Annotated in this window: 26 protein-coding genes; 1 reads left to right on the top strand and 25 read right to left on the bottom strand. The window is 50.5% G+C overall.

Annotation, left to right across the window (positions count from 1 at the left end; translation table 11 throughout):
• Positions 1 to 29: 29 nt before the first annotated feature.
• From M3650_RS01280 to sucC, 22 genes are all read right to left on the bottom strand, one after another.
• The gene (locus M3650_RS01280) at positions 30 to 491 is read right to left on the bottom strand and encodes a flagellar basal body-associated FliL family protein (protein WP_019424993.1); all 462 of its coding nucleotides are present in this window, start codon (positions 489 to 491) and stop codon (positions 30 to 32) included.
• The gene (locus tag M3650_RS01275) at positions 488 to 712 is read right to left on the bottom strand and encodes a flagellar FlbD family protein (protein WP_019424992.1); all 225 of its coding nucleotides are present in this window, start codon (positions 710 to 712) and stop codon (positions 488 to 490) included. The genes M3650_RS01280 and M3650_RS01275 overlap by 4 nt, the downstream gene beginning before the upstream one ends.
• A 79-nt stretch (positions 713 to 791) precedes the next feature.
• Positions 792 to 1,613: a flagellar basal body rod protein FlgG gene (gene flgG / locus M3650_RS01270; protein WP_251571729.1), complete on the bottom strand. Its 822-nt coding sequence runs from the start codon at positions 1,611 to 1,613 to the stop codon at positions 792 to 794.
• A 94-nt stretch (positions 1,614 to 1,707) separates the two neighbouring features.
• Entirely contained in the window at positions 1,708 to 2,106 is a 399-nt protein-coding gene (locus tag M3650_RS01265) for a TIGR02530 family flagellar biosynthesis protein (protein WP_019424990.1), read from the bottom strand.
• Complete coding sequence (locus M3650_RS01260) at positions 2,103 to 2,666, bottom strand: flagellar hook capping FlgD N-terminal domain-containing protein (protein ID WP_233695443.1); 564 nt, start codon at positions 2,664 to 2,666, stop codon at positions 2,103 to 2,105. Before M3650_RS01260 ends, M3650_RS01265 begins: the two co-directional genes overlap by 4 nt.
• A 46-nt stretch (positions 2,667 to 2,712) precedes the next feature.
• Entirely contained in the window at positions 2,713 to 4,128 is a 1,416-nt protein-coding gene (locus M3650_RS01255) for a flagellar hook-length control protein FliK (protein ID WP_251571727.1), read from the bottom strand.
• 30 nt (positions 4,129 to 4,158) lie between these two features.
• Positions 4,159 to 5,103, bottom strand: a complete 945-nt coding sequence (locus M3650_RS01250) for a MotE family protein (RefSeq protein WP_251571725.1) — start codon at positions 5,101 to 5,103, stop codon at positions 4,159 to 4,161.
• A 45-nt stretch (positions 5,104 to 5,148) separates the two neighbouring features.
• Positions 5,149 to 5,595: a flagellar export protein FliJ gene (fliJ, locus tag M3650_RS01245; protein WP_019424986.1), complete on the bottom strand. Its 447-nt coding sequence runs from the start codon at positions 5,593 to 5,595 to the stop codon at positions 5,149 to 5,151.
• A 7-nt stretch (positions 5,596 to 5,602) separates the two neighbouring features.
• Positions 5,603 to 6,931, bottom strand: a complete 1,329-nt coding sequence (fliI, locus tag M3650_RS01240; RefSeq protein ID WP_251571723.1) for a flagellar protein export ATPase FliI — start codon at positions 6,929 to 6,931, stop codon at positions 5,603 to 5,605.
• On the bottom strand, positions 6,921 to 7,766 hold the full coding sequence (locus M3650_RS01235; protein ID WP_251571721.1) for a FliH/SctL family protein: 846 nt from the start codon (positions 7,764 to 7,766) through the stop codon (positions 6,921 to 6,923). Before M3650_RS01235 ends, fliI begins: the two co-directional genes overlap by 11 nt.
• Entirely contained in the window at positions 7,759 to 8,772 is a 1,014-nt protein-coding gene (gene fliG, locus M3650_RS01230) for a flagellar motor switch protein FliG (protein WP_251571719.1), read from the bottom strand. The genes M3650_RS01235 and fliG overlap by 8 nt, the downstream gene beginning before the upstream one ends.
• Positions 8,773 to 8,777: 5 nt before the next feature.
• The gene (gene fliF / locus M3650_RS01225) at positions 8,778 to 10,358 is read right to left on the bottom strand and encodes a flagellar basal-body MS-ring/collar protein FliF (RefSeq protein WP_251571717.1); all 1,581 of its coding nucleotides are present in this window, start codon (positions 10,356 to 10,358) and stop codon (positions 8,778 to 8,780) included.
• A 40-nt stretch (positions 10,359 to 10,398) separates the two neighbouring features.
• A complete protein-coding gene (gene fliE, locus M3650_RS01220) occupies positions 10,399 to 10,716 on the bottom strand; it encodes a flagellar hook-basal body complex protein FliE (protein WP_251571715.1) in 318 nt (105 codons plus the stop codon).
• A gap of 75 nt (positions 10,717 to 10,791) precedes the next feature.
• A complete protein-coding gene (flgC, locus tag M3650_RS01215) occupies positions 10,792 to 11,244 on the bottom strand; it encodes a flagellar basal body rod protein FlgC (RefSeq protein WP_251571713.1) in 453 nt (150 codons plus the stop codon).
• A gap of 9 nt (positions 11,245 to 11,253) precedes the next feature.
• Positions 11,254 to 11,658, bottom strand: a complete 405-nt coding sequence (flgB, locus tag M3650_RS01210; RefSeq protein WP_251571711.1) for a flagellar basal body rod protein FlgB — start codon at positions 11,656 to 11,658, stop codon at positions 11,254 to 11,256.
• A 343-nt stretch (positions 11,659 to 12,001) separates the two neighbouring features.
• Positions 12,002 to 13,402 (bottom strand): ATP-dependent protease ATPase subunit HslU, encoded by a 1,401-nt coding sequence (gene hslU, locus M3650_RS01205; RefSeq protein ID WP_251571709.1) that lies wholly within the window; start codon positions 13,400 to 13,402, stop codon positions 12,002 to 12,004.
• Positions 13,403 to 13,435: 33 nt separating this feature from the next.
• Positions 13,436 to 13,978, bottom strand: a complete 543-nt coding sequence (hslV, locus tag M3650_RS01200) for an ATP-dependent protease subunit HslV (protein WP_019424977.1) — start codon at positions 13,976 to 13,978, stop codon at positions 13,436 to 13,438.
• Between the two features lie 84 nt (positions 13,979 to 14,062).
• Positions 14,063 to 15,388 (bottom strand): FADH(2)-oxidizing methylenetetrahydrofolate--tRNA-(uracil(54)-C(5))-methyltransferase TrmFO, encoded by a 1,326-nt coding sequence (gene trmFO / locus M3650_RS01195; protein ID WP_233695440.1) that lies wholly within the window; start codon positions 15,386 to 15,388, stop codon positions 14,063 to 14,065.
• 115 nt (positions 15,389 to 15,503) lie between these two features.
• Positions 15,504 to 17,594, bottom strand: coding sequence for a type I DNA topoisomerase (gene topA / locus M3650_RS01190; RefSeq protein WP_251571707.1), 2,091 nt, complete (start codon positions 17,592 to 17,594; stop codon positions 15,504 to 15,506).
• 27 nt (positions 17,595 to 17,621) lie between these two features.
• Entirely contained in the window at positions 17,622 to 18,821 is a 1,200-nt protein-coding gene (gene dprA, locus M3650_RS01185) for a DNA-processing protein DprA (protein ID WP_311295007.1), read from the bottom strand.
• 99 nt (positions 18,822 to 18,920) lie between these two features.
• Positions 18,921 to 19,859, bottom strand: coding sequence for a succinate--CoA ligase subunit alpha (gene sucD / locus M3650_RS01180; RefSeq protein ID WP_251571705.1), 939 nt, complete (start codon positions 19,857 to 19,859; stop codon positions 18,921 to 18,923).
• 27 nt (positions 19,860 to 19,886) lie between these two features.
• Positions 19,887 to 21,047: an ADP-forming succinate--CoA ligase subunit beta gene (gene sucC, locus M3650_RS01175; RefSeq protein WP_019424972.1), complete on the bottom strand. Its 1,161-nt coding sequence runs from the start codon at positions 21,045 to 21,047 to the stop codon at positions 19,887 to 19,889.
• 607 nt (positions 21,048 to 21,654) lie between these two features.
• Here sucC and M3650_RS01170 point away from each other — a divergent pair.
• A complete protein-coding gene (locus M3650_RS01170; protein WP_251571703.1) occupies positions 21,655 to 23,208 on the top strand; it encodes a YifB family Mg chelatase-like AAA ATPase in 1,554 nt (517 codons plus the stop codon).
• 104 nt (positions 23,209 to 23,312) lie between these two features.
• On the opposite strand, the gene M3650_RS01165 is transcribed toward M3650_RS01170, so the two are convergent.
• The 3 genes from M3650_RS01165 to M3650_RS01155 are packed head-to-tail and all read right to left on the bottom strand — an operon-like array spanning position 23,313 to position 26,108.
• Complete coding sequence (locus M3650_RS01165) at positions 23,313 to 23,774, bottom strand: YraN family protein (RefSeq protein ID WP_251571701.1); 462 nt, start codon at positions 23,772 to 23,774, stop codon at positions 23,313 to 23,315.
• Positions 23,767 to 24,087 (bottom strand): EscU/YscU/HrcU family type III secretion system export apparatus switch protein, encoded by a 321-nt coding sequence (locus M3650_RS01160; protein WP_019424969.1) that lies wholly within the window; start codon positions 24,085 to 24,087, stop codon positions 23,767 to 23,769. Before M3650_RS01160 ends, M3650_RS01165 begins: the two co-directional genes overlap by 8 nt.
• Positions 24,084 to 26,108 (bottom strand): DNA ligase, encoded by a 2,025-nt coding sequence (locus tag M3650_RS01155; RefSeq protein WP_251571698.1) that lies wholly within the window; start codon positions 26,106 to 26,108, stop codon positions 24,084 to 24,086. The genes M3650_RS01160 and M3650_RS01155 overlap by 4 nt, the downstream gene beginning before the upstream one ends.
• Positions 26,109 to 26,110: the final 2 nt, after the last annotated feature.

Raw genomic sequence — 26,110 nt, 5'->3', positions numbered from 1 at the left:
TGCAACATGTGTGTCATGCTCAAATGCCTTTAAATGCGAGTCATGATGAAATCAGTTAAATCGACTTGAATTACTTTGCCTTCAGGCAATTGTTTGTTAATAAGGTCGAGCAACTTCGCACACAACTGATCTTGACCCTTCATTCCTTGCAACTCTTCCGGTTTCATATCAGCCAAAGTTCTCAAAATTAACGGTTTGATGCGCAAATCTTTAATCTTGTCGAATTGCTCTTTTGTCTTTTTGTTGTCCAACTGGAACGCAAAGCCAGTCAATGCGACATAGTCGCGGTCAGCCAGGTTTGTTTTGATGTCACTCATGATCGATGTCATCTCCACAATCTCATCGGCCGATAATCTTGCGATATGAACATTCCCCTGCTGTGCTTGTCCCGCTTGCGGCTTGCCGCCCGAATTAGTGAGCATAATGACGACAAGAGCGATAAGCGTCAGTGCGAGCAGCAATGTAATCATCCACGGCAACATTCGTTTCATGGTTGTCCCTCCGATAAATCAGTCTTCTTCGTCCCGGCAATAATTCCGACGGAACGTATGTATTGTTCAATAAGGCTAATGACTTCAGGGCCTTTTTCCAGCACAATGATTCTCTTCCCTGTCGTTAACGAAATGTACGTATCCGGTGTTTCTTCGACAGATTCAATGAGCAGTGCGTTCACCCAAATGGGCGACCCATTCAGCCGTGTAACGGATATCATCCTATTCCTCCCTTAATGAACCGTCCGTATCTCCCGATGCCGTGCGGCATCAGGAGATGGGTGCGATTAGTCTATACGATTATCGTTTTAAGTTAACAACCTCTTGGAGGATTTCATCGGACGTCGTAATAATACGTGAGTTTGCTTGGAAACCGCGCTGCGTTACGATCATTTCCGTAAATTCTGCCGTCAAGTCCACGTTGGACATTTCCAGCGCCCCGGCAATGATTGCGCCGCTGCCCGTTTCGGGATCGTTTGCTGTACCAACCGTGATTTCACCATCCGCGATCGCGTTCGGAGTTGCGCGGTACAGATTGCCGCCGATCTTCTCCAAGCCTTCCGGGTTCACTACTTTGACAATCCCGATAGAGGTGCCGGTCCCTTCGGTGGTTCCGTCGGCACGCTTCGCCATAATCTCCCCGTTCTGCGAGATCGAGAACTCGACGATATCTTCTTCCAGTTGAATCGGAGCGCCGCCGGAATCAAGCACTCTCAGACCATCCACATTAACGAGGTTGCGTTCTGCATCAAGGTGGAAGTCGCCTGCGCGAGTCAGGAACGGCGCTTCCTGATCTTCACCTAGCGAGAGGGCGAAGAAGCCGTCGCCGTCGATACGCAAGTCAAGCGGACGGTACGTCATCATGGCGCTGCCTTGGGTATGCACGTTATCGATAGCCGATATCGCAACACCCAAGCCGACTTGCTTCGCGTTAATACCGCCGCTGCCTTCATCACTTGGCGCTGTCGTTCCGCTCATCGTCTGGCTCATGATGTCCTTGAACATGACGCGCCCTTGTTTGAAGCCGACCGTGTTCACGTTCGCGATGTTGTTCCCGATAACGTCAAGTTTGGTTTGAAAACCGCGCATACCTGAAACACCCGAATACATGGATCGAATCATTTATTAATACCTCCCCAAATTGTTGGCTCACTTCTGTCGTTCCATGAGCCCATGGCCTCCTGCTCGGTCCGGCCTTGTTTCATGCACTGCTTGCTTATTTCATTAAAATGGCGCTGTCGATTTGCGTAAACACATGGTTCTGCTGAGATGCTTGATCTAAGGCCGTAATGACGGTGCGCGATTTGACGTTTACGATAAACGCTTGGTTATCGACGATGATAAGCGACTGACGCGACCCTTTGTCTTCCGCCTGTTTGACCGCTTGCTGCATCTTGTTCATCATGTCCGCAGACATGACCATGCCGCGTTCCTGCATTCTTACCTTCGCATGGTGGCTGAACTGCACATCCTCTGTACGTGTCAGCTCATGCTGCAGCATTCGCTGGAAGGAAGTGTCCTTACCAATCTGCTCCCGCTGCGGTGTCCGCTGGGCGCTCGTTCCCTGGATGGGTCCCGCAATGCCTATATGCCCCATTGCCCCGTGGATGTTCATGCGTTTCCTTCCGGCTGCTGCGGCTGCTCTGGCTGTTCCGGAGCAGGCGGTACTTCATTGTTGCCTTCGTCCGGGTTGCCCTCTGTTTCCGGTGTCCGAATTTCGGAAATGGTGTTCAAATCGACCTCGTCTTTTCCTACCTTGGCATAAGGGATGCCTTCTCGGACAATGATCGATTCGACGATGCCCGTCTTCACGCTTTCCTTCGGCTTGTTCTGGTCGTTTCCGATCTTGACGGTCATCGATTCTTTCTCCGATGCAATCCATGTGATTTCTTTGCCTATCAAACTGGAAGACATCCCGAGCGCCTGCTGCATCGAGCCCAATTGCTTTTGAATGTTCATCAGCTGCTCGACCGAACTGAACTGCGCCATTTGCGCAATGAAGTCCCGATCCTGCATCGGCTGCATCGGATCTTGGTTTTGGAGCTGTGCGATGAGTATCTTCAGGAACTCGTCTTTTCCCAGTGTGTTGTTGCCGTCCTTCTTTTTGACTAGTTTGGAGTTCTCCACACTATAGTTCGGCCAAGTGACTTTATTGAATGTAACGTCAGAAGCCATCCTACACCTCCTTGCCCGTTTCTTGAATGGCAGCGCATGTGTTCATTTACACGCTGGCAGTAAACGTTGAGTTCTCATGCAAATCTTGCTGAGTTTTAGCTTCAAGCGCTTCATTCAGTTCATCGATTTCCGATGCTTTGCGTTGCTTCGAGCTTCGCTCAGAGGTTTGCTGACGATTGGCATTCGGCTGTCTCTGTTCCTGGAACATCGAGGATGACAGAGCAGAAGCCGGCTGCTGCGACACTTCAAGCTTGTCTACTTGAATGCCTTGGGTTTGAAGAGCGCCGCGCAAGAGCGACATTTGCTGTTCAAGCATATCTTTGGCCATGCCGTGTTCCGTCATGAAGCGTGCCGTCAATTGACCGTTTTGCATCGTTAGGCGGACATCAACCTGACCTAAGTGCTCTGGGTACAATGATATTTTCGCTTCCGACACATTACCCAGCTTGCTGAAGCGAAGCTGCTTCACCACGAAGCCAGCCATTTCGTCGGCGAACCGATCTGCGTGCACGACTGGGATTTGCTTCGCAGTGTTAATCCCTTCTTGGCGCAGCGCTAACTGGCCCGCTGTCGTGACCTGGTTAGGATGAGCCTGAAGCTCCACGTCTGCCGTGCTGTCGCTTGAATCGGCCGCCAATGCGTTGCTCTGTACAGCCGGAGCGTTCAATACAGTTCCGAGCATGTTATTCTGTGCGCCATTGAGATGAGCTGTAAAGGTCGTGACTTGCACAGGTGTGCTAGTGTTGCTTCCCACAGCTTGATTCAATACGTTGGACAGCTGCTGAATCCACTTGACTGCCTCGGCCGAACGTCCAACATGTCCATTATTAGTGATAGAAGCTTGAACGAGCGGTTCAAAGCCTTCGTCATTCGTTTGCTGCAATGCAGGCTGGTCTTTCCGTTGAGTTAAACCAGATGCATGCTCGTTGCTCACAATAGCTGCGGTTAATGTTCCATTCAGCAAGTGTTGTACGGATTGTCCGTCTTCACCTTCTCCTTGGGCCATAAGCTCAGACAGCTGTTGCATAACATCGCGGACAGCAAGAGTAATCGTCTCAGGCTGCTCCGTCAGCGCTTGAATATTACCCGCTGCATTTGCTTCTACAGATGGTTGGGCGGATAGCCATTGCTGTGCCTGAAGCACCCATTGCTGCAGCGCAGCCAATAACTCCGGGTTTGCTTCCAGCTGCACATCCGCCAACTTCAACGGTTCGGCAAATAATTGGTCCAACGCAGCTGCTAATTGTTCTGTTTCCCCTTGAAGCAGATTGCCCAATCCTTCTTGCGTGACGAATAACCCGTTGGAATTATTAGCGAAAGCAGCCTGCTCTCCAGTGCCATTCATACATTGCGACAAGGAAACCCAGAAGTTCCCCTCACCTGCTCCGGTTCCTTTGGCTTGTACACCACCGAGAAACGAAGCCGCATTGCTGGCTGACACGTTGGATATTGCTCCTGACATATTTATTTCACCTCCTTCCGTTAATGCTTTTTAATTGCTAGGCAGCAGCTTCGACACCAATTTGGCCGTCGCTTCCTTGTCTGCATCGGTCATCGCATTAAGCAGTCTGGAACGCGCTGCATCGTCTACAGCGTTTAACACCGCCAATGCTTTATCCGGGCTGATCTTAGCCGTTTCCAACAAAATGCTGGCACCGCTCTTAGGCGTCATATTAGCAAACGTTTGGCTAAGTTGCGTACGATCCAGCCCTGTGCTGGCTTGCTTCGCAGTCTCATTCTTTTTCAGCCTTGACTGCAGCGCCTTAATTTTCAAATCGTCAGCTGGCTTTACGTCTTTCAGCATAATGGAAGCTTCAGCAGCCACCTTCGGATTCATCTTCTCCAGCACTTTCACGCGGTCTTCTTGCTTCATCGCGTCAAGGACGAGAACGAGCTCTTCTTTCGACAAATTTTCTAATACCGGAGCGGCTTTGCTCGGCATCATTTTCGCATACATATTCGCTAAGTCTTTAATTTGCCGATCGTACTCTTCAGATGAAGCCGTTTCTTCTTGGCGTTTTTGCTTCACCTCTTGCAGTTGCTTGGACAATTCGCCCACTTTGCCTTCAAGCGACTTGCGCTCGTCTGCCAAGTTGCGTAAATCCGCGTCCTTCGAGGCCAATAACGCTTTTAATTCCGTAATTTGTTCGGCTTGTTCCTTCTCCACGTCTTTCTTCTCTTTTTTCTCCTTCTTTTCATCCTTCTTTTCATCCTTCTTATCGTCGGACTTATCTTGATCAGAGGAGATCCATTCGTTCACAATTGGAATTTGCTCAGCTAAGGACAGCACATGATTGCGCCAATTCGCATTAAACAATGTAAGCAGCACAGCTATGAGCACAATCGTAAACAAAATGGGGGTCGCAAAGAACAAAAACCGTTCAAAACCCGAATAATTGCTTTCCTTTTCTTCTGTCTTCATCTCTGACACCGTCATCCCTCCTGCTGAAGCGGCGGGGTCGAACCGTCTTCCGTCGTTGTTCTAGCGAGCGGCCATATGATAACGGACGGTAGCGAGTTCGTCCAATTCGTTTTGCTCCCATAACGCCATTTGACGTTTAAAGTTTGTCTCCGCTTTTTCTCGAGCCTTTGTCCATACCTTTTCATCGGTCATTCGTTCGGCAAGCTTGCTTTGCTTGTCACGAACTTGTATTTCAGCCGAATAGACCCGCTTGCGAGCAAGATGAACTTGACCTTCCAGGTGAGATATGTACTGCTGCCATGCTTGTATGTCCGCAGCCGGCGCACATGCGTCGATGCTTTGCTGCATTTTCTTCCTGACTGACTCCATTTCCAGAAGGCAATGCTGCAATTGCTTCTCTTCCGCTTGCAAGCGTCCCATCGCTTCTGACAAAATCCATTCCGCTTGCTTTTTTTCGTTTGTCTTTAGATCAAGAACTTTTTGAAACGAATACTGAAAAGCCCGCACCGTCTAGTCAACTCCCCGAAAATTGCAGTAGTAGTCGTTCGATTGTCTCTTCGTACGGAGCGCGCTCTTCAATGCGCTGCTTCGTAAAGGCATGAATGTCTTCGATATATTGCATGGCCTCATCAATTGCCGGATTGCTGCCCGGCTGATAGGCGCCGATATTGATTAAATCTTCCGATTCGCGGTAGACCGCTAATAGTCGCTTGAGCCGTTCAGCCGCAAGCTGATGCTCCTGTGGAACGATATCCTTCATGACCCGGCTGATGCTTGATAGTACATCAATCGCCGGAAAGTGTCCCTTGTTCGCGATATTGCGATTCAGCACGATATGACCGTCCAAAATTCCACGCACTGCATCGGCAATCGGTTCGTTCATATCGTCTCCGTCCACCAATACGGTATAGAACGCCGTAATCGAACCGCTCGGGCCCGTTCCGGAACGTTCCAACAGCTTAGGCAAGCTCGCAAATACGGAAGGGGTATATCCCCGCGTTGCAGGCGGTTCACCGACAGCTAGTCCGACTTCGCGCATGGCCATCGCGTACCGAGTGACCGAATCCATCATGAGCATGACATTCATGCCCCGATCCCGGAAATACTCGGCAATGGTCGTAGCAATGAGCGCCCCTTTAATTCGCACGAGAGCCGGCTGGTCCGAAGTAGCGACGATGACGACCGAACGAGCCAACCCTTCCGGACCCAAATCCCGCTCGATAAATTCAAGCACTTCGCGGCCGCGTTCACCAATGAGAGCAATGACGTTGACATCGGCAGCCGTATTGCGGGCAATCATGCCGAGCAGCGTGCTCTTTCCCACGCCAGAGCCGGCAAAGATACCTACACGTTGACCATTGCCAATCGTCAATAGTCCGTCGATCGCTCGTACGCCGACACCGATAGGTTCGCGAACACGCGGGCGCTGGAGCGGATTGGAAGGGATATTCGTCGTCGAATAGTGCGGCATCCGTGTCGGCAAAAACGAGCCGTCCAACGGTTGCCCTAATCCGTCCAGCACTTTACCGAGCAGCTCCGAACCGACGGAGACACTTAACGGCTTTCCGGTCCCGACTACGTCGCAGCCGGGACCGATCGACTGCAGATCTCCCAAAGGCATAAGCAGCACTTTGTTATCCCGGAATCCAACCACCTCGGCCAGCAACGGCTCACTGCCCTTGCTTGGATAGATGTGACAGACTTCACCTACGCTGGCGTCCGGTCCTTCGGATTCCACCATCAAGCCGATTACTTGCGTCACCTTGCCATTTACGCGGACAGGATCGATGCGCTGCAAATAATCTATGTACTTGTTTGAATTCCATTTGTAATCAAGACTCATCGCCGTCGCGCTCCTCATGCTGCATTGCAACCTGCATTAACGCCTTTTTGATTTCGGCAAGCTGCGTATCGATTCGTGCATCAATACTGCCCAATGCTGAACGTACGACACATCCGCTATCATGGACACTTGAATCCGGAATAATTTGCAGTTCCGCTTGCGAATCCACTGCCAGACTCAACTCTTCGCGCGCCGCATGAACGTAAGCGAATTGTTGAGGCGACACGCATACCGTAATCGTTCCGCTCTCCCGTTTGCGGGAGAGTGTCTTGCGGACCATTTCGACGGCAATATCGGGTTCCAATGCCAACTGCCGCCCAATGACCTTTTCAGCTACCGAACAGCTAAGCGATACTACAAATGGCTCCGCCTCTTGAATAATCTGTTCTTTCGCCTTATAGGCTTGCTCCAATACAGCCTGCGCCTCGGACAGCTTGCGTTCATAAGCCTGCTGAATTTCCTGCTCCGCTTGCTGCATTCCTTCTTGATAACCTTGCGCATAGCCTGCTTCCCGCTTCGACTCTACTAACGCCTCGTCACTTCCACGCCGTTCTTCCCACCAGGCATCGATCTCAGAACGCGCCTCTTCCAACATGCGTTCGGCTTCTTCCGTAGCGCTCTTTAGATGATCTTCGGCAAACGACTGCGCGTCATCCAAAATCGATTGGCGCAGGTTGGCCAGCTCTTCATCTTGATTAAGGACGATTTCTTCCGTCAGTGGTTGGGGGGCGGGAACGTCATCCGCCACCTGCTGTTGCTGATGGCGACGAACCGCTTCCAGCATTCTCATCTGTTCTACAGGGACATACTGAGATGATTTGATGACGTTAGACAACGATATCATCTCCTCCACCACGCGCAATGATGATCTCGCCTGCTTCCTCTAAGCGGCGAATAGTAGACACGATACGGGTCTGTGCTTCTTCCACATCACGCAGCCGTACAGGACCCATAAATTCCATTTCTTCTTTGAAGGTATCCGCCATACGTTTCGACATATTGCGGAAAATAACTTCGCGAACTTCTTCACTTGCCACTTTAAGCGCCAATTGAAGATCTGCATTATCAATGTCACGAATAATGCGCTGTATTGAGCGATTGTCGATATTGACAATATCTTCGAATACAAACATTCTCTTCTTGATTTCTTCTGCCAGCTCCGGATCTTGAATTTCGAGAGAATCCAAAATCGTCCGTTCTGTACCACGGTCGACACCATTCAAAATCTTAACGACAGACTCGATGCCGCCGGCACTCGTATAATCTTGCGTCACTGTAGAGGAGAGCTTCTGCTCCAGCACGCGTTCGACCTGATTGATGACTTCTGGCGATGTGCTGTCCATCAGTGCCACCCGTCTAGCGACATCCGCTTGTTTCTCCGGTGACAAGGAAGATAGAATGGTCGAAGCCTGCTCCGTTTGCAAGTAAGACAGCACCAATGCAATCGTTTGAACATTTTCGTTCTGAATAAAGTTGAAAATTTGTGACGCATCCGCTTTACGGGCAAAGTCAAACGGTCTCACTTGCAGCGTTGCAGTAAGGCGATTGATAATATCAACCGCTTTTTGCTGCCCTAACGCCTTCTCCAATATTTCCTTCGCGTAACCGATGCCGCCTTGCGAAATGTATTCCTGTGCCAAGCAAATTTGATGGAATTCGCCCATCACGGATTCTTTTTCAGCCGCGTCGACTTTACGCACATTCGCTATTTCCAGAGTCAGCTGCTCTATTTCTTCATCTCTCAAATGTTTAAATATTTGGGCTGACACTTCCGGCCCGAGCGTGATGAGCAAAATCGCCGCTTTCTGTCTGCCCGTTAAGCCGTAACTACTTTTGACCATTGTGCTCACCTCGATTCATCAACTAGCCATGTACGCAGCAATTTGACAAATTCGTCCGGCTTTTTCTTTGCCAAGCCTTCCAATTGTTTGCGCACTTGATGCTCGCCTGTTACATTTTCTAAATCTATCGATGGAAGCTCTACGTGCGTCGGCAGCGACAGATCTGGCTCGTAGTCCTCTTCCTCGCGTCTGCGTCGACGTACGACCGCATAGGTAATTCCTCCCACAACTGCTAGTAATGCAAGCGCACCCGCGCCATACCATACCCAGTTGGAGATGCTCTTATTGTCCGATACTGTTCCATCTTTAGCACCATTTTGAGTCATAACAGAAACTTTTTGCGTTAGATCAACGTCTGTATATGTAGTGCCGGAATCTTTCAATTGTGCGCCAACGATGTTTCGCAGCACTTTTTCAATCGCTTGGATTTGCTCGGCGCTCACGTCAACGGAGTCAACCGCGGCGTGAATGGTTAAATCTTTAACAGCATATGGACTAGCTTCAATCGTGTTCTTAATTCGATTCACGTCGTAATTAATAGTGCGCTGAGATTTCTCGGATGTCGCGTCTCCGCTTCCAGCAGCTGACGGATAATTTGTCACTTCTCCGTCACCAACACCGGCAACTCCGCTTTCTTGTGCGCCTTTGCCGCTGTATGATTCCTGAAGCTCTTGAACGCTTATCTCGATACCCTTCATCTCTTCTGTATTCACAGGAGTGACAAGGTCTTCTTGCTTGACAACTTTGTCGAAGTTCAATTTTGCCGACACAAGCACGCTGATCTTGTCTGAAGGAATAAATCCATTCAAGAAATCTTGCACTTTCATGCGTATGTCGTTTTCAAATTTACGTTGTATCTTTAGCTGCTCGTCTACTTCTCCGAAGATGCTCTTCGAACCGCCTCCGATAGTATCCGAGGCAAAGATAGGGCCTTCATCGCTAGAGATAGTAATATTATCAATGGCGAGATGTGGAACCGCAGTCTTTACGAGATTGAAATAACCGTCTACGGCAGCTTGGTTCGGTTGATATCCTGGTTTGAACTTCATCACAATCGAAGCGGAAGCTTGCTCTTGATCAGGTGTCGCAAACACGGTTTCTTTAGGCAGGTTTACAATTGCCTTTGCGTCCTGTATCCCTTGCATTTGACGAAGCAAGCGCTCAATTTCACCGTTAAGGGCATTGTTGTAGCGAACATCGAATACGTTGTCCGTCATACCGCCCATTAATCCGTCAGCACCGAACGATTCGAAGCCAATCGATCCATTCTTCACAATCCCTTGGGCTCCGACATCCACTTTTACCTTCGCTGCTGAGGCGCTTGGAACGGAAATTTGCGATCCGTCGGTACTCAATTGATACGGGATGCTGTTGCCGTTTAAATATTCGATAATGCCAGCCGCATCGTTAGAATTCAAATCTTTGAAAGCAAGTTCATACTCAGTCTTAGAAAACTGATAAGTTAAAATAATAACAGCTAAAATCAGAAATCCAACGGTCGAAAACAGTAATATTTTTTGTTTCTTACTAAATTGAGTCCAATATTGCGAGATTCGCTCTCGATATTGGTTCACTTTTTCACTCACTCCACGTCACCCCACCAAAACTATGTAAGACAAAACGCCGTTACATCTGCATGCGCATAATATCTTGATACGCTTCGATAACCTTGTTGCGTACCTGCGTTGTCAGCTGCAAACTTAGAAGCGCACGCTCTGAGGCGATCATGAGTTGATCGACATCAACTTCACCAAGAATAAACTGGTCATTCATTGCCTGTACTTGCTGTTCCTGAGTATCGACTTGCTGAAGAGCATCTGATAGAAAATTTCCAAAGGACTTTGTCACTTCTGCAGGTGTAGCAGCTTTATTGGTCAATGACGCTGCTGCAGAGGATGTAGTAGGTGTTATCATTTGCATTGGTAGCATCGTATTCTGTATCATTCTCTTCTCCTCCTATGGTGATGAACGGCTCTTTACGTTGTTAGCAGAGGTTGTTCAACTCGCATTAGTAGTCAATTATCCTTTGCCTATTTCCAATGCTTTCATGACCATGGACTTGGACGCATTGAGCGCCGTCACATTCGCTTCATAAGAGCGTGTTGCCGCAATCATATCGACCATCTCTTTCGCCATGTCGACATTTGGCAAAGAGACGTAGCCGTTCTCATCTGAATCAGGATGGGTCGGATTGTATACCAGTTTAAAATCAGATGCATCTTCTTTAATTTGCGTCACTTTGACACCTCTGGTTGCGGATTGCCCTTCCATAGCAGACTGCAGAGTTTGTTTGAATGACGATTCCGTTGGTGACATCACTACAACCTTGCGGCGATATGGCACGAACTTCCCGTCTACAAATTGTGCTCGCGTCGTGTCTGCATTGGCAATGTTAGAGGAGATTACGTCCATACGCAATCTTTGGGCGGTTAAGCCGGACGCGCTAATTTTAAAGCTATTGCTGATCTGCATGGCTTATGTCTACCTCCTAACGTCCATAGCGGTTCTCACCATATTAATCTGGTGGTTCAATTGCTTGACAAACGTGTAATATCTCAACTGATTCTCCGCCTGCGCTGACATTTCCCGATCCATGTCGACATTATTCCTGTTATTCCCCATTGTCGTCATCTGATCTTGAACGATCCGCGGGGTCGGTGTCGACTGAACAGGACCGATATAAAAATGTCTCTCGTCTGTGCGACGTCCCTGAAGGCTGCCGCCGCTCATCTGATCACGCAAAATAGATTCAAATTGAACGTCTGAACGCTTGAAATAAGGTGTATCGGCATTCGCAATGTTGTTAGCTGTCGCATCTTGCCTTGCTACGGAAGCTTGAATGGCTCCTTCTAACCGTTGCGCATGAACGCCATTCAATAAGTTCACGATGACCCCTCCTGATCTAGTTTAAATTTAAAGCAACTAAAAAACTATTCCACTTTTCTGACGTTTCTCCTTCTTTTTCGACAAAATATTTATTTCTTTTACATGAGACTAAGGGCCTTGTATGTTCGCAAAATCATATTCTGATAAAAACATTTAACGTTCTTCATAATGTGACAGAAGAAGATAATTAACGCCATACCTATCATCTTAAACTTTGAGTTATAACACAATAAGAAAAAAGCCCTATCTTTCTGTCTGAAAGTCAGGGCATTTTTCGAATAGTTTGTCGAACAATTTGTCGACGACAAACTTCTATGAAATTCGTCACATTTTTCACGAAAATTTAAAGGATATACTGACTTAAATCTCGATTTTGAGCAATATCTGACAATTTCTCGCGTACATACTCTGGTGTGATTTGGAATTGTTCCAACGTAAGTTCAGGCGCTTCAAAGGATAAATCCTCAAGCAGCTTCTCCATAATTGTATGGAGACGTCGCGCACCTATATTTTCCATATTTTGGTTCACCGCAGCTGCCGTCCGCGCGATTTCCCGTATTGCTTCGTCTGTAAATTCAACATGTAAGTTCTCAGTCTTAAGAAGTTCCACATATTGCTTCGTCATAGCGTTCTGCGGCTCCGTCAAGATAGAAACGAAATCATCCAAGGTCAAGCTGCTCAATTCGACACGAATCGGGAAGCGCCCCTGCAATTCAGGAATGAGATCGGACGGCTTCGCGATATGGAAAGCACCCGCGGACATGAACAGCACATAGTCGGTTTTAATCGGCCCGTACTTAGTCATTATCGTGGAACCTTCAACTATTGGCAATATGTCCCTCTGTACGCCTTCACGGGATACGTCAGGGCCTGATCCGCGACCGCTGGAGGCGATCTTGTCGATTTCGTCAATGAAAATAATCCCGGATTGCTCCGCACGGCGAATCGACTCTTGAATGACATCATCCATATCGATCAGCTTGGCGGCCTCTTCCTGGGTCAACACTTTGCGAGCCTCTTTGATGGTCAGCTTGCGCTTCTTCATCCGCTTTGGCAGCAAGTTGCCGAACATCTCCTGCATATTCATCCCCATCTGTTCATTACCCTGTCCAGAGAGGAAATCAAACATGTTAGGAGCCGCTTCTTCGACATCGATTTCGATCGTATCGTTCTCTAAATTTCCCGACAACAAATCAAAACGAACTTTACGGCGCTGCTCTTGTATGTTCGGATCCGGCTGTTTTTCTTGTTCTGCTGTTTGATTCTGATTATTCTGGCCGAATAGCATCTCGAACGGGTTGCGCCCGTTCTTGTTCGTGCTGGAGGATGGAACAAGCAAATCGACGATACGCTCGTTGGCCATTTCTTCGGCCTTATCCTTCACTTTCTCCGTTCGCTCCAGCTTCACCATGCGGATAGCAGTCTCTACGAGATCGCGCACCATCGATTCCACATCTCGGCCCACATAGCCGACTTCGGTAAATTTGGTCGCCTCGACCTTCACGAAAGGAGCATTAACCAGCTTTGCCAGGCGGCGGGCAAGCTCTGTCTTCCCGACTCCGGTAGGCCCAATCATCAAAATATTTTTTGGCACAATCTCGTCTTGAATCGATTCGTCCAGCAAGCTGCGGCGGTAGCGATTGCGAAGCGCTATGGCAACTGCACGCTTCGCTTTTTTCTGGCCGACGATATACTTATCCAATTCCGTGACAATTTGTCGTGGTGTCCATGCTTGTTGATTCATTGTTATCCCTCCGCTCGTTTCATCCTCACGGTATTATAGTTCCTCAATCACCAGATTATCGTTCGTGTACACGCATATTTCACTCGCAATATGCAATGAGGCCTCAGCCATTTCTCGCGCCGTCATCTGTGGAGAATGACGCTTCAATGCCCTAGCCGCCGCCAATGCGAATGAGCCTCCAGAGCCGATCGCGATGACGTCATCATCCGGTTCAATAATTTCGCCGCCGCCGGATACAAGCAGCATATGACTGCCGTCCATCACAATCATGAGCGCCTCTAGCTTGCGCAGCACTCGATCCTGGCGCCAATCCTTAGCTAACTCTACAGCAGCCCGCTGCAGGTTGCCATGATGCTCTTCTAATTTGCCTTCAAATTTTTCGAATAATGTTATGGCATCGGCGACCGAACCCGCAAAACCAGCCAACACTTGACCGCGAAACAAACGGCGAACCTTGCGCGCATGCTGCTTCATCACCATGTTATTCCCAAACGTCACTTGTCCGTCGCCAGCGATCGCAGCTTGACCGTTATGTCTTACCGCACAAATCGTTGTCGCATGAAATTGATATTCCATATGCTTCAACCTCCTGTCTTATGAAAATGGAAAGGAAACAGACGTGCACATTATCGGCCGCTGCTTCCTCACCTCGTCTAGCTGTTATTTCGACATGATGCCTTGCTCTTCTTGGTACGCGCGCAGCATATCCAGCGCACGATGAGCGATAGCTTCATTCTTCTCTTTCTTGTTGCGAATACGCTTCTCAAGCGGCGGGAACAGTCCGAAGTTCGCATTCATCGGCTGAAAATGCTTGAAATCCGCCGTCGTAATATAATGTGCCATGCTTCCTAGGGTCGTTCCTTGCGGGAAGAGAAGACCATCACGCTGCAATGCATAGCGTGCCGAATTAAGGCCGGCAATCAATCCCGATGCCGCTGATTCCACGTACCCTTCCACCCCGGTCATTTGTCCGGCAAAAAAGAGAGATGGTTTCCCTTTGAATTGGTATGTCGGTTCCAATAGTTTAGGTGAGTTGATAAAGGTGTTGCGGTGCATGACTCCGTATCGCACAAATTCTGCATTCTCCAATCCCGGAATCATCTGGAACACACGCTTCTGCTCGCCCCACTTCAAATGCGTCTGGAAGCCGACCATGTTATACAGTGTACCTGCAGCATTGTCTTGACGAAGCTGCACCACGGCAAATGGTGTCTTGCCCGTATGCGGGTCGATTAGACCGACAGGCTTCATCGGCCCGAACAAAGCGGTCTGTCTGCCTCGGCTCATCATTACTTCGATAGGCATGCAGCCTTCGAAATAGACCTCTTTCTCGAACTCCTTCAGTTCGGCTGTCTCCGCTGTGATGAGCGCCTCATAGAAAGCGTTGAACTCCTCCTCGTTCATAGGACAGTTCAAATAAGCAGCCTCGCCTTTATCGTAACGTGAAGCCAAGTACACTTTGTTCATATCTATCGTGTCTTTCTCAATGATGGGGGCAGCGGCATCGTAAAAATAAAAATACTCTTCGCCCATCAGTGCCTTGATGCTTTCCGACAGCGATGGTGACGTTAATGGCCCGGTAGCAATTACGGTAATGCCTTCGCTCGGAATGTCCCCCATTTCCTCGTGCCGCACATCAACGAGCGGGTGCTCCTTCAGCGTACGCGTGATTTCGTCGGAGAAGCCTTCCCGATCTACAGCCAGTGCGCCTCCCGCAGGAACGGCGTGCTTATCGGCTGCCTTCATAATGAGCGAGTTCATCATGCGCATTTCTTCCTTTAATACGCCGACCGCGTTGGTCAGGCCATTCGCACGCAAGGAGTTGCTGCATACCAGCTCTGCGAAGCGATCCGTATGGTGAGCAGGTGTCTGCTTCACTGGCCGCATCTCGTACAGCGTTACCGCAACACCCTGTTCTGCAATTTGCCATGCCGCTTCACTACCAGCTAAGCCGGCACCGATGACGGTTACCCTCGGCTTATCCATCTTATTTATTTCCCCCTCAGTTGCTTTAACCTGGATGCAACATCCAACCATTATATTTGTAGGCAGTTCAAAAAGTGGCCTGTTTGAACATGCATTTCACTATGCTCGTCTTACGTTATTCATCATCAGAATCTTGCACCATCTCCGAATGCTCGCATTGCGTACACCGCAGCTTCGTGCCTTGCTTGCTTCGCTTCTCAATCATCAAGCTGCTGCAGGCAGGACATGGCTTAAGCGAAGGTCTATCCCACATGACGTGGTCGCAATCCGGATAGCGGTCACAGCCATAGAAGACACGGCCTTTCTTGCTTCTGCGCTCAACGAGCTTTCCTTCATTACATTTCGGGCATGCTACACCTGTATCCTTCACAATCGGACGAGTGTTGCGGCAATCCGGGAACCCGGAACAAGCAAGGAACTTACCGAACCGTCCCATTTTATAAACAAAATGACGTCCGCATTTCTCACAAATTTCGTCCGAAACCTCGTCTTCAATTTCAATTTCTTTCATTTCTTCTTCCGCGACGGTCAACCGCTTCTCGAAAGACTCATAGAACTCAGCAAGCACCTTTACCCAATCTTGCTGTCCTTCTCCCACGTGGTCAAGGTCTTCCTCCATATGGGCAGTAAATTCCACATCCAATATTTCAGGAAAAAATTGTTCCATTTGCTGAATGACGAGTTCTCCCAATTCGGTCGGAACGAATTTCTTCTCTTCAATGGCGACATAGCCCCGCTTCTGGATCGTTTCGAGCGTCGGAGCATATGTGCTCGGACGGCCGATGCCCAATTCTTCCAGCGTCTTGACGAGACGCGCTTCCGTGTACCGCGGAGGCGGTTGAGTAAAATGCTGCTTCGGTTCAATCTGCTCCTGCTTCATCTTGTCTCCAGCAGCAAGCGGCGGCAGATACTTGTCATCTTCCACAGCCCCATCATCGCTGCCCTCGACATACACTTTCATAAAACCAGGAAAACGAACCTTGGAGCCATTAGCACGGAACGTCGTCGTTCCAGCTTTGATATCCACTGTCATCGTATCCATAACAGCTGAAGTCATCTGACTGGCTACGAATCGTTCCCAAACTAACTTGTATAGTCGAAATTGGTCGCGGCTCAGAAAAGACTTCATCTGTTCTGGACTACGCAGTATCGAGGTTGGACGTACTGCTTCATGCGCATCCTGCGCATTTGCAGCTTTCTTCACGTACTGTCTCGGTGTTTCAGGTACAAATGCTGCACCATATTGCTCTTTAATGTACTCACTCGCTTCTTCTTGAGCGCTAGGAGCAACCCGGGTTGAGTCTGTACGCATATACGTGATCAAACCTACTGTGCCCTCTTTACCGAGGTCTACCCCTTCATAGAGCTGCTGAGCGACGGACATCGTCTTTGCAGCACGGAAGTTCAGCTTGCGGGCCGCCTCCTGCTGCAAGGAGCTCGTCGTGAACGGCGCAGAAGGATGTCGGAGCCGTTCTTTCTCCTTCACTTCGCTAACTACAAAGTCTTGATCTTTAATCGCAGCCAACACTTCGTTTACTTCAGACTCGTTCTTAAGCTCTTTCTTTTCTCCGTTCAGCCCATAAAACCTTGCTTCAAACGTCGATTTACCGGCACATAACTTTGAAGTAATCGTCCAGTACTCTTCCGGAATGAACGCATCGATTTCGTTCTCCCGATCAATAATCAGTTTGACAGACACCGACTGCACGCGTCCTGCAGACAAGCCCTTCTTTACTTTTTTCCATAGCAGCGGGCTAATCTTATAACCGACCAGCCGATCAAGAATCCGTCTTGCTTGCTGTGCATGAACGAGGTCCATGTTAATTTGACGCGGTGTTTTGAATGCATCCTTCACCGCTTGCTTCGTAATTTCATTGAACACGACACGACATGATTCCGACTCATCCAAATCAAGAGCATGAGCCAGATGCCATGCGATCGCTTCACCTTCGCGATCGGGGTCAGCTGCAAGATAGACTTTTTTCACTTTCTTGCTGGCGTCCTTCAATTCTTTCAGGACACTGCCCTTTCCTCTTATCGTAATGTACTTCGGCGCAAAGTCATGTTCTATTTCAACGCCGATTTGACTTTTTGGCAAATCGCGAACATGCCCCATCGACGCTTTTACGATATATTTACTGCCTAAATATTTACCAATTGTCTTGGCCTTCGCAGGCGATTCGACAATGACTAGTGAATCCGCCATAGGCGCATCCTCCTCTCCAACACACCTTTACATCCATACTGAACAATATACGGCCCCTTGGGCCTCTCGGATTCGCTTTTTTAACTGTAAGGATAACAAAATATGATGCAGCTCTGCAAATGGCACTCCACTGCGAAGCAAAAGTTCATCAAAAGAAGCTTCTTGTTCACTAATGAGTTCATACATTCGCTGCTCTTCATCCGTAAGTGGTTCTTCCAATATAGAGTCGACCGTTTCATTATTGTACGGTGAAGGGACCATTGTCAACCAGCCCGAGTATTCTTCCACGATATCACTGGCCTTTGCGACCGGCTTGGCACCTTGTTTCAACAGTCGAAACGTGCCCTTAGACTTGGGGGATGTTATAGGGCCGGGAACGGCAAATACGTCCCGGGATGCTTCAAGCGCGCTATCTGCAGTAATTAACGCTCCACTTCTGTCATCTGCCTCTACGACGACCGTACCAAGTGTCAGACCTGCAATGATGCGGTTGCGCCGCGGGAATAAGCCTGGATGCGATGGGGTATCGAGCGGATATTCCGATATGACTATGCCGTTCGCGGCAATCTTCTCTGCAAGCACTCGATGCTCAGGAGGATAAATATGGGTAAATGGCGTACCCATTACCGCTACTGTCCGACCTTGCTTGAGAGCGCCTTCATGGCTCGCTGCGTCGATCCCCTTTGCCAGTCCGCTCACTACGATGAATCCAGCTTGCGTTAACTGTTCTGCCAACATCCCCGCTACCTTCTTGCCATACACGGTCGGGTTCCGGGTTCCGACCATCGCGATTGAAGTTTCGGATAGTATGTCCCAATCTCCTTTTCCGTAAATAATCCAAGGAGGCTGAGCGGTCTCCTTCAATAGAAATGGGTACTCGTCATCCAAAATGCTGATCCATTCGATTTCTTGCTGTTCTGTTACTATCAATCTTTGCTCCAATCGTTCCGAGCGAAATTGTGCAGCCAATCGTTCGGCGATACTAGGCTTCAACCCCAAATCGAACCAATGCTGTACGGAGCGGTCAAGCCAATGATGTAAGGCAATCATGCCTATTCTCTCGCGTAGCGAATGAATCGTATGCCATCCAATCCCTTGCGCTTCGTGCAAAGCAAACAATAGTTGTTGTTCCGTCCAATCGCCCATCTTATTCTTCCCTTCCTTGTGGGGAAGCGCGTCTCCGCTTCCCTTATTTTGCTTGAGATGCCCGCAGATTGCAAGCGTCAAGTATATAATCCATTGAAATTAATGACATGAATGGTAAAAAAATAAAAAGCAACCTTTCCAACACCTGTAGGTGTACGAAAGGTTGCTTACCTTGCGTTATTACTTATGAACGTGAGTGGTGCACTTCTCAAGCAAACCGCGCTCTTCGAGCACAGATACGAGCGTGCTGCCCATTTCCGCAGGAGTCGGCGCTACCTTGATGCCACAAGATTCGAGCTTAGCCGTCTTCTCCCCTGCAGTTCCTTTACCGCCGGAAATAATTGCTCCCGCGTGGCCCATACGTTTGCCTGGAGGCGCTGTTGCTCCTCCGATAAAGCCGACTACAGGCTTTTTCATATTCGCTTGCACCCACTCGGCCGCTTCTTCCTCAGCCGTACCGCCGATTTCACCGATCATAATAACGGCATGCGTATCCGGATCTTCATTGAATAGATGCAATATATCAATAAATTCAGAACCTTTAACCGGATCGCCGCCGATTCCGACTGCCGTCGATTGACCGATGCCGCGCGTCGTCAATTGATGTACGGCTTCATATGTGAGTGTTCCGCTTCTGGATACGACCCCAACGTGGCCCGGTGCATGAATGTAACCCGGCATAATGCCGATTTTGCATTCGTTTGGCGTAATGACACCAGGACAGTTCGGTCCGATAAGAACCGTGCGTTTGCCTTCCATATATCGCTTCACTTTAATCATGTCGAGTACCGGAATGCCTTCTGTAATACAGATAACAAGCTCTAAATCCGCATCCACCGCTTCCATGATGGCATCTGCCGCAAACGCAGGCGGCACATAAATAACACTTGCCGTCGCATCTGTCGCATTCTTTGCTTCAAGCACGGTATTATAAACTGGCAAAGTAACCACTTCACCGTTATCAAGCGTTATATCAACGGTCGTTCCGCCCTTGCCTGGAACAGCCCCCGCTACCATCTGTGATCCGTATTCCAGACCGCCTTTTGTGTGGAACATACCTGTAGCGCCAGTCATGTTCTGAGTAATGATTTTCGTATCTTTATTGATTAAGATGCTCATCGCACACTCATCCTCTCGTCAGCGAAATTATTGAACCAATGCGACAATTTTCTGCGCTCCGTCAGCCATTGAATCCGCTGCCACGATATTCAAACCGGATTCATTCAGGATCTTTTTGCCGAGAACTACGTTCGTCCCTTCCAAGCGCACGACAAGCGGACGGTCCAATCCGATTTGCTTAGCAGCTTCGACTACGCCGTTCGCAATGACGTCGCAGCGCATGATGCCGCCAAAGATGTTGACGAAGATACCTTTTACGTTTTCATCCGACAAAATGATCTTAAAAGCTTCCGTAACTTTCTCCGTCGTCGCACCGCCCCCTACATCAAGGAAGTTGGCCGGTTCGCCGCCGTAATATTTGATGATATCCATCGTAGACATCGCCAGTCCCGCACCATTTACCATACAGCCGATGTTGCCGTCAAGCGCGATGTAGCTCAGATCGAACTTGGAAGCTTGAATTTCCTTCTCGTCCTCTTCATCTAAATCACGCAGCGCCTGAATATCCTTGTGACGGAACAGCGCATTCGAATCGAAGTTCAGCTTCGCGTCAAGCGCCATCACTTGACCGTCACCAGTAACGACGAGGGGATTGATTTCTGCAATCGAGCAGTCTTTGTCGACGAAGGCTTGGTACAAGGCAAGCATGAACTTGACCGCCTTGTTGACCAGTTCGGACGGAATATTGATTGCATATGCCAGCTTCCGCGCTTGGAACACCTGAAGACCGACTGCCGGGTCGATCACTTCCTTCACAATCTTTTCCGGCGTAGCTGCGGCCACTTCTTCGATTTCTGTTCCGCCTTCTTCAGAAGCCATCATAACGACGCGACCTGTTGCACGGTCAACGACGACTCCGACGTAATACTCTTTCTTGATGTCGCAGCCTTGTTCGATTAATAGGCGTTTAATTTCTTTGCCTTCCGGACCTGTTTGATGCGTCACGAGCACTTTACCCAGCAATTCCTGCGCATATGAGCGCACGTCATCCAAGCTCTTGGCAATCTTAACGCCACCCGCCTTACCGCGGCCGCCTGCATGAATTTGCGCCTTCACAACGACAACGGACGTTCCCAATTCCTCAGCCGCTTGGACGGCTTCCTCTACCGTAAAAGCAACCTTACCGTTCGGAACAACAACGCCATATTGCTTCAATACTTCTTTGCCCTGATACTCATGAATATTCATTGTGCATCCCCCTATCCGATTCTTTGCCTCATAGGCCGTTTCCGACGTGAAGCACAGCGTGAAGGACGATTCGAAAGTCGCTTCAAATCCTCTTCTTGCCTTTGCGGAGCGTCCGTGAAGGTTGGGAAGCGCTTACTCCGCTTCGACACACCTTGAACAACGGAAAATATATACAATCCGAATACATTCTATCATGAATTTAAAACGCTTTCCTCTCATTTTCGTCAAGAATGTACATTTTTTTGATATGATTATCATCTCTTTTTGAGATTAATAGGAAGCGATGCTCGTTTTTCCAGCTTTTTATTGCTGAAAAATTGACGAATTCTCTCTATTTATCTATAATAGTGTGTGTTCAAAAGACTACTTTTCGGCACCTAGAAGTACAAGTTTCGCAAGAAAACTTCTTCAGAAGCATAAGCTCTTTAAGGTTTAATGCAAGATTCGATTTCGAAATGGAACCAAATGATCTTCGTAATCAAAAGGAAACTTTTTGAACAGCCTCTAAAATGAGGTGATTTTCTTTGCGACGGTAGATAAGGAAGCACCTTTCCCTCGCATTCTGGCCACAGAGCCTGGAATGATGGAAGGAGAGGTGTTATTTGTTATGTACGGCAGTTTATGGAGCGCTTCTATTTATGGAGTGGAAGGACGACTCATTCGTGTCGAAATTGATATTTCGCCTGGTTTACCGCAAGTGACAATTGTCGGCTTGCCAGACGCAGCGGTACGCGAATCCGTAGAACGGGTGCGTGCGGCTATCCGTAACTGCGGCTGGACGTTCCCGTTGGAGAGAATCACCATTAATCTGGCTCCAGCCGATTTGCGCAAGGAAGGCACGTCATTTGACATGGCCATGGCAATTGGCTTGTTATGCACGAGCGGGCAGATTCCTAGTGAACCGTTTCAGAATATGGTGTTCATCGGTGAGCTGGCATTGGACGGATCAACAAGAGCGATCCCAGGAGTTCTGTCCTTGGTGGATGAAGCCAAACGGGAACATTTCAAGCAGGTGATGGTGCCCGCGGACAATGCAGGCGAAGCGAAGCTTGTCGAAGGAGTCGACATCTTCCCTATGCGGCATTTACAGGAGCTTCGCGAGATTAGCACTTCAGCGGATTTGCCACGTCTTCACATGGAGGAAGCTGCGAAGGATGACCGATACTCCTGCTTGGACGAGTTACCCTCGTTCATTGAGGATTACGCTGATGTCCACGGCCAACTTCACGTGAAACGTGCGATTACGATAGCCGCTGCAGGCATGCACAATATTTTGCTGAGCGGGCCGCCCGGAACAGGGAAGACGATGTTGATCCGCCGGCTTCCGACCATCCTCCCCCCGATGAACGATGAAGAGGCGTTGGAAGTATCGAAAATTTACAGCATTTCTGGAAAGTGGACACAGGCAAGCCAAGGACTGTTGCGGCACAGACCGTTTCGTGCTCCGCATCATTCTATATCACCGGCTGGTCTTATCGGCGGAGGTTCTGTTCCTAAGCCAGGGGAAATCAGCCTGGCCCATCGCGGCGTACTTTTTCTCGACGAGTTCCCCGAGTTTCCACGTATAGCGCTGGAGGTGCTTAGACAGCCGTTGGAGGAACGCAGCGTAACGATTGGCCGCGCCCGCGCCGTATTCCGCTTCCCAGCCCATGTGATGCTGGCTGCTTCGATGAATCCTTGTCCTTGCGGTTTTGCCGGTTCCACAACGGGTACCTGCCGCTGCTCCCCTAGACGCTTAGAGCAATACCGCGGCAAGATCTCGGGACCGCTGCTCGATCGCATCGACCTTCAGGTCGACGTCCCCCGTGCTCCGCTAGCAGAATGGACGGGCAATTCTCTCAGTTCAGCGGACATGCATGATCACGTGATGCGTGCGCATGAGAAGCAGGCAGAACGCTATGCCGGACTAGCGATTCGCTTCAACAGCGAGCTGTCCGGTTCTTATTTGAAGCGCTATTGTTCGATTACTGCCGAAGCCGCATCGACGCTGCAGCAAGCCTATGACAAGCTTGGCTTAAGCATTCGTGCCCATGACCGGCTGCTTAAGCTGGCACGCACGATCGCAGATGTGGAGAACAGCGGAACGATTGAGCTGGCCCACATTGCCGAGGCCATACGCTATCGCACGCTGGATCGAAGATGGGATACGGAAGCATTATAGCTAGGTATGAATAGAAGCCCCTTGGTTTAACTCGTTTCCACGAGTGACAAAGCAAGGGGCTTCTTTGCAGCGCTCAGTTGTACGCGCTTTCATAAGGCGGTCAATTAAAATGCCGCCTCATATATGACAATCTCCGGTTCGGGGTCATCATCTTCGCGGAACGTAACCGCCACCGCGTCAAATCGCACCAGGACGTCCGACTTCGCGTGCTGATGCAAATAAACTTGCGCCGTAGCGCGAACTTGCTGCTGCTTGCGTCTGTCGAACGCTTCTGCAGCCGTTCCAAAGCGGCGGCTCTGTCGGCTCCGCACCTCAACAAACACCCAATACGCTCCATGGCGGGCGACAATGTCGATTTCTCCCGTTCTACAGCGCCAGTTCGTGTGAATGATACGGTACCCCAATTCTTTAAGCCGTTCTTGAGCAAAGCGCTCTGCCTTCGCTCCCCTCGCCCGCCGATTGCTTCCAGTGTGTGAGCGAGGGGTGCCGGCGGATGGTGCGGCAGACTTACAAGGCGGCAGCGATGCATTGCTCACACTTGGCTTGTTCGCTTCAGCTTCATTCATGCTTCATCCATCCCTTCTCAGCACGTTGATCTGTTCGGTACATGAATGTCAGTACTTCTGCCACCAAGTGATATAGCTCCGAAGGGATTTGCTGGTCGATGTCCAGCTTGGACAATACTTCAACCAATGAGGCGTCCTCTTGCACTGGAACCCCGCTTTCACGCGCCTTATCGAGGATGCGTTCCGCGAGTTGTCCTTGACCTTTCGCAACGAGGACCGGCGCATCGCTTTGCTGAGGATCATAGGACAGCGCGACCGCCTTTTTCCGCTGATACGGCCCTGTCTGTTGAGTCGATTCCCCAGGGTCTCTCATATCCGCATATCTACTCCTTTATATGGCTTTGCTGCATAATCGTCTATATCGACGAGCTCCTTCACGGAATTCGTATCCAACGTCTCGCGCTCCCGCAGAGAAAGCGTGCGGAAAGCCGACAATTGGAAGCCGATTCCTTCTATTGCTGCCTCGAGCTCGGCACGGAAGCCGCCTATCCATTCGCCCAGCCGTTCATCGGCATGATGGATACTGAGCGCGACCGCATTATCCACGACTTGGACATCGACGAGGGTCCGTCCGATGACTCGCATGTTCAAGTCGAACCAGAGGCGGCAGTTGTCGGCATCCAACTCACCGCGGCGGCTCTGCCGCGATTGGATGTGGACGGCAGCCGTCTGCTTGCCGTCCGGTGTGAACAACGGCACGAACAAGGTGATGTGCGAGAACGGCGCCTGCCGGTCTGAAGCGAGGAGCAGCTGCTGGCCCGTGACATGCTGCACGAGCTGCTGCGCCGCCTCGCGTACGGCAGGCGGCAGGTTGTCGCTCTGGAGAAGCTGAAGCAGCGTGCTCTTCAACGACTCCGCTGGCGCCGCCGGTTGGGCAGCGTCCGGATGCGGGGGCATGGCCACAGCGGGCTCATGTCCCGCATGCGCGCCAACTGCCCGGCTAGTGACGGCTTGGCTCTCTTGGGACAGGCGCTGCGCCTGCGGCTGATTCGCGTTCAGCGCTTCTTGCGCCTGCTGACCGCGAGCACCTGTGCCTGCCGCGTCATCAGTCACGGAGAATGGCGGCGAAGAAGATGCACCGCCAGCCAACGGCACCGTACTAGCGCTCACACTGCCGGCAGCCGTTGAAGTCGCAGCCGCTTGGCCTGCAGCTACGGATGCCCCACTGCCCGCTGTTGTTGGTGCCTGGTTCGACGCGGCGTTCGCCCCCGCTTGTCCATGGCTCACCGTCGCTGTGCCTGCCGAATTGGACCCGCTATTGGCCTGATTCGTAGCGGCTGCTTGCGGTTCCTTGCCGCTCTGCGTCAAGTCCAAGATGGCGGCGCGGTGCAGCTGTTGCTCATGCGATACGCCGAGCAGGCTAAGCATGCGGCCAATCCACGCACCGCCTGCAAGCGGTGCAGGCGGTGCTTGGGCTGAGCCGCTTGCGCCTTGCTCTGCCGCGCCAGCCATTGCGGACGCTGCATTGCCTGCGGCCGCCGCTTGGCTGCCATTCAGGCTGGCGCCCGCACCAGCGGCGGCGCTTGCGTTCACGCTGCCGCCCATGGCCGCCTGGGCGTGGCGGCTGCCGCTTGCGCCCGAAGCGGCCCCCGCTGGGGCTCCCCCTGTGCCAGGGAGCCCCTCCGCGCGCGGCAGCTCCGACAGAAGCGCGCGCACAAGCGCTTGCGCTTCCCGCAGCGGTGCCGCCCATCCGGCGCCGCGCGCAGCTTCGGCCGCATAGCGGCCAACAGATGAGGCGTTGCCAGTGCCCAGCGCCTCATCCCCTGCTCGCTCAAATAACGCGAGCAGGTCGGTTAGCGGCTTGCCGAACAGCGCCTGCTGCAAGCCACGCACCGAATCGGCAGTCAACGGCAGTTGGCGCCGAATCGCTACCCCTGTCGCCTGCATCCACTCTTCCGCCGTGACATTCGGCGGCTTTAGCGACAATGCTTGCGCCAGCTTGGTTGTCAGCTCCTTAGTCATCGGAATGCCTGCCTTTTGCAAATCATGCAGCAAACGTCGTGCCCATGTTTCATTCGGCAGCCCCGCTTCCTTGAGAGCTTCCTCGATGGAGGGAAGCGCGGACATCGTCGGTCCGTCTGCCGGCTTCATTATCACCATGCCGTCGGCTTGCTGTCCCTGCACCTGCATCCACGTCGTCTGTCCCGGCTGCATCGGAGTTTCCAATATGGCACGTACCGGTACGCCGTTAATATTTACGACCGCATCACGTCCATTCTCGGACACACTTGCGATCGTTCCCCGTACGACTTGTCCTGATTTCAATTCCAGAGTGCGCTTATCGCCGGGTCTCGCCTCCCCGACCAACCCGCGCACCATTTGTGAAATATTCAATG

The organism is Paenibacillus sp. MER TA 81-3, assembly GCF_023713585.1.
In the GTDB taxonomy this organism is placed as follows: Bacteria; Bacillota; Bacilli; order Paenibacillales; family Paenibacillaceae; genus Paenibacillus_B; species Paenibacillus_B profundus.
This window is presented reverse-complemented; position numbering and strand designations above follow the sequence as displayed.

Excerpts from the sequence above, each read along its gene's own strand:
- M3650_RS01170 (WP_251571703.1), top strand. The coding sequence starts at position 21,655 with ATGTACGGCAGTTTATGGAGCGCTTCTATTTATGGAGTGGAAGGACGA.
- M3650_RS01275 (WP_019424992.1), bottom strand. The coding sequence starts at position 712 with ATGATATCCGTTACACGGCTGAATGGGTCGCCCATTTGGGTGAACGCA.
- M3650_RS01260 (WP_233695443.1), bottom strand. The coding sequence starts at position 2,666 with ATGGCTTCTGACGTTACATTCAATAAAGTCACTTGGCCGAACTATAGT.
- M3650_RS01255 (WP_251571727.1), bottom strand. The coding sequence starts at position 4,128 with ATGTCAGGAGCAATATCCAACGTGTCAGCCAGCAATGCGGCTTCGTTT.
- M3650_RS01160 (WP_019424969.1), bottom strand. The coding sequence starts at position 24,087 with ATGAGAGACCCTGGGGAATCGACTCAACAGACAGGGCCGTATCAGCGG.
- fliE (WP_251571715.1), bottom strand. The coding sequence starts at position 10,716 with ATGATACAGAATACGATGCTACCAATGCAAATGATAACACCTACTACA.
- trmFO (WP_233695440.1), bottom strand. The coding sequence starts at position 15,388 with ATGGATAAGCCGAGGGTAACCGTCATCGGTGCCGGCTTAGCTGGTAGT.
- M3650_RS01165 (WP_251571701.1), bottom strand. The coding sequence starts at position 23,774 with ATGAATGAAGCTGAAGCGAACAAGCCAAGTGTGAGCAATGCATCGCTG.
- fliI (WP_251571723.1), bottom strand. The coding sequence starts at position 6,931 with ATGAGTCTTGATTACAAATGGAATTCAAACAAGTACATAGATTATTTG.
- sucD (WP_251571705.1), bottom strand. The coding sequence starts at position 19,859 with ATGAGCATCTTAATCAATAAAGATACGAAAATCATTACTCAGAACATG.
- hslV (WP_019424977.1), bottom strand. The coding sequence starts at position 13,978 with ATGGAATATCAATTTCATGCGACAACGATTTGTGCGGTAAGACATAAC.
- topA (WP_251571707.1), bottom strand. The coding sequence starts at position 17,594 with ATGGCGGATTCACTAGTCATTGTCGAATCGCCTGCGAAGGCCAAGACA.
- sucC (WP_019424972.1), bottom strand. The coding sequence starts at position 21,047 with ATGAATATTCATGAGTATCAGGGCAAAGAAGTATTGAAGCAATATGGC.
- M3650_RS01280 (WP_019424993.1), bottom strand. The coding sequence starts at position 491 with ATGAAACGAATGTTGCCGTGGATGATTACATTGCTGCTCGCACTGACG.
- flgG (WP_251571729.1), bottom strand. The coding sequence starts at position 1,613 with ATGATTCGATCCATGTATTCGGGTGTTTCAGGTATGCGCGGTTTTCAA.
- flgC (WP_251571713.1), bottom strand. The coding sequence starts at position 11,244 with ATGCAGATCAGCAATAGCTTTAAAATTAGCGCGTCCGGCTTAACCGCC.
- M3650_RS01250 (WP_251571725.1), bottom strand. The coding sequence starts at position 5,103 with ATGACGGTGTCAGAGATGAAGACAGAAGAAAAGGAAAGCAATTATTCG.
- M3650_RS01265 (WP_019424990.1), bottom strand. The coding sequence starts at position 2,106 with ATGAACATCCACGGGGCAATGGGGCATATAGGCATTGCGGGACCCATC.
- hslU (WP_251571709.1), bottom strand. The coding sequence starts at position 13,402 with ATGAATCAACAAGCATGGACACCACGACAAATTGTCACGGAATTGGAT.
- fliG (WP_251571719.1), bottom strand. The coding sequence starts at position 8,772 with ATGGTCAAAAGTAGTTACGGCTTAACGGGCAGACAGAAAGCGGCGATT.